This is a genomic window from Geomonas sp., from assembly GCF_056994735.1.
On the sequence record NZ_JBXKJL010000002.1, the window covers coordinates 1 to 5,059 of the forward strand.

A 5,059-nucleotide genomic window follows, 5' to 3' on the forward strand; every position below is an offset into this window, starting at 1 on the left:
GCCGGCACCTACTGCTTCTGCCGCGCCATCGGCATCGGACGCTTCGGCTCCTTCCTGGGCGGCTTGATCTTCGCGGTGGCTCCGGAAAACGCCTCGCTCATCAACGCGGGCCACGTGCAGAAGATCGCCACCATCAGCTTCACCCCCTGGGCCTTCTACTTCCTGGAGAGGGGCTTCCAGAGCCGGCGCTATATCTACCCTATGACCGCCGCCGTGGTCCTGGCCTTCCAGTTCTTCAACATGCACTGGCAGATCGCCTACTATACCTGCCTCGGTATCGGCGCCTACGGCGTCTGCCGCTCCATCGCCATCATTCTCGCCGAACGCAGGGAAGGAAAGGGCGCCTTCGCCAGGATCCTGGGGCTGAACGTGGTAACCCTGGTCTTCTTCCTTTCCACCGTGGCCATCTCGCTGGTGCCCCTTTCCGACTGGTCAAAGGACACCACTCGCGGCGTCCAGAGCGGCTCGAACCAGGGGAAGGGCGGCCTCGATGTCGAGGAGGCCATGTCCTGGTCGCTCCCTCCCGAGGAAGTAGTGACCTTCGTGATCCCCGGGTTCTTCGGCTACTCCCGGCAGGAAGGGGGCTTCAACGGCAACAACATAGATTCCTACTACTGGGGACGGATGAACTTCACCCAGACCACCGATTACATGGGGCTCCTCCCCTGGCTGCTGGTGCCGCTGCCGCTCATCTTCAGGCGCGACAAGTACACCTGGCTGGCCACCGCGGGCCTGGCGGTGGGGATCCTCTTCTCCATGGGCAAGTTCACCCCGTTCTACTGGTTCCTCTACGAGCACCTCCCCGGCATCAACCGGTTCCGCGTGCCCAAGATGATCATGTTCCTTCCGGTCATGGCGCTCGGTGTGCTGGCTGCCCGCGGGATCGATCTGCTGCTGGACAAGGAGGTGCGGGAAACGAAGGCTTTCCGTCGCTACCTGATCGGCATCGTCTCGCTGCCGGTGGCGGTGCTGGCTCTCCTCGGGCTGGAGCAGGTGGCCCAGGGGGCGTTCCTGTCGGCGTTCTCAGAGATGATCGGCAACCCGACCCGATACGAGCAGGGATCGGCCCTGGTCGCGCAGCGCTGGAACAACCTGGTGAAGGAAACGGGCATCGCCATCGCGGTCTCGGCGGCCTATGCCGCAGCCATCTTCTTCGGCAGCCGCAAGCGCTCGCTGGTCAGCTGGCTCCCCGCCCTGCTCCTCCTTTGCTACGTCGCCGATGTGGCCCGGGTCAATGCGAAGTATATGCTGCTGCAGCCGGTACCGGAGCAGGTGAGGGGGGTGAAGACGCCGACCATGGAGTTCCTCGCCAAAGCGGGGAAAGAGTACCGATCCCTGCCGATGGATGGCAGCGACCCGATGGCCTACGCGAGCAACGGGATCCCCGTGCTCTTCACCTCCAACCCGGTCCAGAAGCGGAGCTGGCAGGAGTTCCTCGATAGCTTCAACCTCGGCTCCAGCATGCCCGACATCATGAACGTCAGGTACCTGGTGATTCCCAAGGAGCAGTTCGAGCAGGAGAAGGCGAAGCTGACGCTGAAATACACCCCGGTCTACGCGGCTCCGGGTGCCGGACCGATGGTCCTCGAGAACAAGACCGTGCTTCCCAAGGCCTGGCTCGCGCCGGTTGCGGTGGCGGTGAATTCCTCCCAGGACGCCATTGCCGCCCTGCAGACTCCCGCCTTCAATCCCGAGGTGATGGCGCTGGTGGAATCGGCTCCGCCCATTCCGATGCTGTCGCTCAACAGTCCGCTGCCTCCCGCCGCGGGCGGTGTCCGCGTGCTGCGCTACGAGGCGGAAAGGGTCGAACTGGAGGCCTCGGCGAGGATGAACGCCATGCTGATCCTGGGGGAAAAGTACTACAAGGGATGGCGCGCCACGGTTGATGGCAAGGACACCAAGATCTACCCGGTCGACCATGTGCTGCGCGGCGTGTACGTCACGCCCGGGGTCCACAAGGTCGAGTTCGTTTTCGATCCCATGCCCTTCAAAATCGGCAAGTACCTGACGCTCGTCTCCTTCCTGATCTTCGCCGTCGCGCTGGTGAGGGAGTTCAAGCTCCGCGGCAGGCGGGAGCGTAGCGGCGAACGGGTAGAGGCGGATAATTTCGCTGGACAAGCTGAGGGCGAAGGGCTCTGAGGTCGGCGGAAGAAAGTTTAATAGGATCGGACGTTGAGGGTGGAGCATGATTAACGGCAAGAAGGTTGTTGTGGTCCTGCCCGCGTACAACGCGGCTAAGACCCTGGAGATGACCTACAGGGAGATCCCCTTTGAGTTCGTGGACGACGTCGTCCTCGTCGACGACGCCAGCCGCGACCATACCGCGGAGGTGGCAACGCGGCTGGGGATTCACACCGTCATCCATCCGCAGAATCTGGGCTACGGCGGGAACCAGAAGACCTGCTACAGGACCGCCCTCGGCCTCGACGCCGATATCGTGGTGATGCTTCATCCCGACTACCAGTACACCCCGAACCTCTTGCCGGCCATGGCCTCTATGATTGCGTACGGAGAGTTTGACGCCGTGCTGGCCTCCCGGATTCTCGGGGTGGGCGCCCTGAAGGGCGGGATGCCGTTGTACAAGTACGTGGCCAACAGGTTCCTGACCCTGGTGGAGAACCTCCTGCTGGGGCACAAGCTTTCCGAATATCACACCGGTTACCGGGCCTTCTCGCGGCAGGTTCTCCAGCGGCTACCCCTCGACCAGAACTCCGACGACTTCATCTTCGACAACCAGATGCTGGCGCAGATCGTGTGGGGCGGCTACCGCATCGGCGAGGTCTCCTGCCCGACCAAGTACTTCGCAGACGCCTCCTCCATCAACTTCCGCCGCAGCGTGATCTACGGCCTTGGCGTCTTGAAGACCGCGCTGCAGTTCCGGCTGTGCAAGATGGGGCTTTTCACACCGCACATCCTGACGGAGGTCGCGAATGAACGGTGACACCCCCACCTTGGGCAAGAAGGATTTCACCCTGATGGGCATGCTGGTGCTGGCGGGGCTAGCTGGAATGCGTGGATGGCCCCTGTTATCGCGCAAGCAGGAAATTTAGATGGAAGTCGTGCAGGAAAACGTGATGGAACTCCATCCGGGCGAGACGGAGACGCTCGATGAGCTGAGCGGTTACCGGCTGCGGATGATTCAGCCGCGGCACGGCTACCGGTTTTCGGTGGATCCCCTGCTGCTTGCGGATTTCGTCCCGCTGCGCGGCGGCGAGCGGGTGCTCGATCTCGGCACCGGCTGCGGGATCATCCCCCTGCTGCTGGCGCGCCGCGACCCTTCGCTGTCACTGACCGGAGCGGAATTTCAGGCGGAGATGGCGGACATCGCGGCCCGGAACGTAAAGCGCAACGGCTTGGCCGACAGGATAGCGATTGTCAACGAGGACGTACTCGCGCTCAGGGGGCGCTTCCCTGTCTCGACCTTCGACCTGGTGGTCTCGAACCCTCCGTATCGCCGGCCTGTCACGGGGAAGGTCAGCCCGCGGGCGGGGCGTGACCAGGCACGGCATGAGACGACGGCCACTCTTGCCGATTTTCTTGCCGCAGCCAAATTCCTGGTGAAGGAGTCGGGGCGGATCTGCTTCATCTACCACACCTGCAGGCTGGCAGAGCTTGTGGCAGAGGCTGCCCGCCAGAAGCTGGCTGTGCTTAGGCTGCGCATGGTGCATGGCAACAGCACCATGCCGGCGAGGATGTTCATGGTGGAACTGATGAAGGGGCGTACCGGCGAGCTGGTCGTGGAAGCGCCGCTGATGGTGCGAGGCGAGGACGGGGGCTACAGCGAGGAGAAGCTGAGAATATACAAGGGGCTAGGGACTAGGGACTAGGGACTAGGGATTCGGGACTGGGGAATCGGGACTGGGGGATGACATGGAGGTACGAAGTTACCGGGACCTGAAGGCTTGGCAGATGGCAATGGACATGGTCTGTGAGGTGTACCAAGTCACGAACTGTTTCCCGAAGACCGAGTGTTACGGCTTGACTAGCCAGATTCAACGTGCGGCAGTGTCTGTGCCGTCAAACGTTGCCGAAGGTCATGCTCGCGGGGCTACTCGTGAGTTTCTTCATTTCCTGTCAATCAGTCTCGGATCGGTGGCCGAGTTGGAGACGCAACTGCTGATTGCTGCCAGATTGGGCTACATCAGTGCTTCAACTTTGGAGCCTCTTTTTGCAAACATTGACGAAGTGGGTAGGTTGCTGCGCGGGATACAGAAATCTTTAAAGGCGAAAGAGGAAGCCAAGGCGGGTTGAGAGGAAGCCAATGCAGGTTGAGGAGAAGCTGATGCTCTGGGGCGTCTAGCCCCTAGTCCCTAGCCCCTAGTCCCTGTTCTCCCGGTCGCGCTTCATCAGGCTTTCGAATACTGACTTCAGCTCCGGATCGGCAACGGTGGCGGCCTGTTCGGAGATCCAGGCCCGTTCCTCTTCCGTCAGCTCTCGCCGCTTCGGGGGGTGCGGCGCTTTTGCCTTGGCCGCGGCGGCAATCTTGCCGGCCTTGAAGTAAAGATCCTTAACCAGCTCATTGCCCAAATGTTCGTTCACTTTCGCGATCAGTTCGCGCTTCAGGAAAGTAAGCTGCTGCATCCACGGCGCGCTGTCGACGGTCAGGGTGAGGGTGCCGTCTCGAAAGGCCGCCGGCTGGGCGTGGGTTGCGATCCGGCTTCCGACTGCTTCATCCCAGACGAGCCAGATCTCCCCCTCCTTGAGTCTCTTCTCAGCAGGAGTCCCGCGCAGTATGGTGGCCAGGACGTCGGCCACTGCCGCGGGCCTGCGCATCCTGGGGCGCTTGTTACTCAACGGGGGTCCTCTTCCGGTAAATCCTGCCTCCGATGATCTGGCCGACTACCGCGCTGGCCAGAGAGAACGGGATGAACTGCCATCCTAGTCCAGCCTTGATTCTGAAGTATATGATGACGGGGATGGAGATGTGGACATAGAAGTACCAGCCGAAGGAGAATTTCGCGTATCCTTGGCGCAGGTATCCAAGAGGGATGTTGACGGCTGCAGCCATGATCATGAGGGCTGCCACAAGTAGTGCAGTATGCATGGATTTTCCTCTCGG

General features: G+C 61.6%; 6 protein-coding genes. 4 read left to right on the forward strand and 2 right to left on the reverse strand.

Features of this window, described 5'->3' with window-relative positions; translation table 11 throughout:
* The 4 genes from AC11W3_RS00075 to AC11W3_RS00090 form a co-directional block, all read left to right on the forward strand.
* Nucleotides 1-2,139: YfhO family protein (locus AC11W3_RS00075; protein ID WP_484092270.1), on the forward strand; the 2,139-nt coding region annotated here is incomplete at its 5' end.
* Between the two features lie 46 nt (nt 2,140-2,185).
* Nucleotides 2,186-2,941, forward strand: coding sequence for a glycosyltransferase family 2 protein (locus AC11W3_RS00080; protein ID WP_484089658.1), 756 nt, complete (start codon nt 2,186-2,188; stop codon nt 2,939-2,941).
* A gap of 109 nt (nt 2,942-3,050) precedes the next feature.
* Complete coding sequence (locus AC11W3_RS00085; protein WP_484092271.1) at nt 3,051-3,827, forward strand: tRNA1(Val) (adenine(37)-N6)-methyltransferase; 777 nt, start codon at nt 3,051-3,053, stop codon at nt 3,825-3,827.
* Nucleotides 3,828-3,870: 43 nt separating this feature from the next.
* The gene (locus tag AC11W3_RS00090) at nt 3,871-4,251 is read left to right on the forward strand and encodes a four helix bundle protein (protein ID WP_484092272.1); all 381 of its coding nucleotides are present in this window, start codon (nt 3,871-3,873) and stop codon (nt 4,249-4,251) included.
* A gap of 66 nt (nt 4,252-4,317) precedes the next feature.
* Here AC11W3_RS00090 and AC11W3_RS00095 read toward each other — a convergent pair whose 3' ends face one another.
* Together AC11W3_RS00095 and AC11W3_RS00100 are read right to left on the reverse strand one after the other, a co-directional pair.
* Nucleotides 4,318-4,794, reverse strand: coding sequence for a DciA family protein (locus AC11W3_RS00095; RefSeq protein WP_484092273.1), 477 nt, complete (start codon nt 4,792-4,794; stop codon nt 4,318-4,320).
* A complete protein-coding gene (locus tag AC11W3_RS00100; RefSeq protein ID WP_484089655.1) occupies nt 4,787-5,044 on the reverse strand; it encodes a hypothetical protein in 258 nt (85 codons plus the stop codon). The genes AC11W3_RS00095 and AC11W3_RS00100 overlap by 8 nt, the downstream gene beginning before the upstream one ends.
* Between the last annotated feature and the right edge of the window lie 15 nt (nt 5,045-5,059).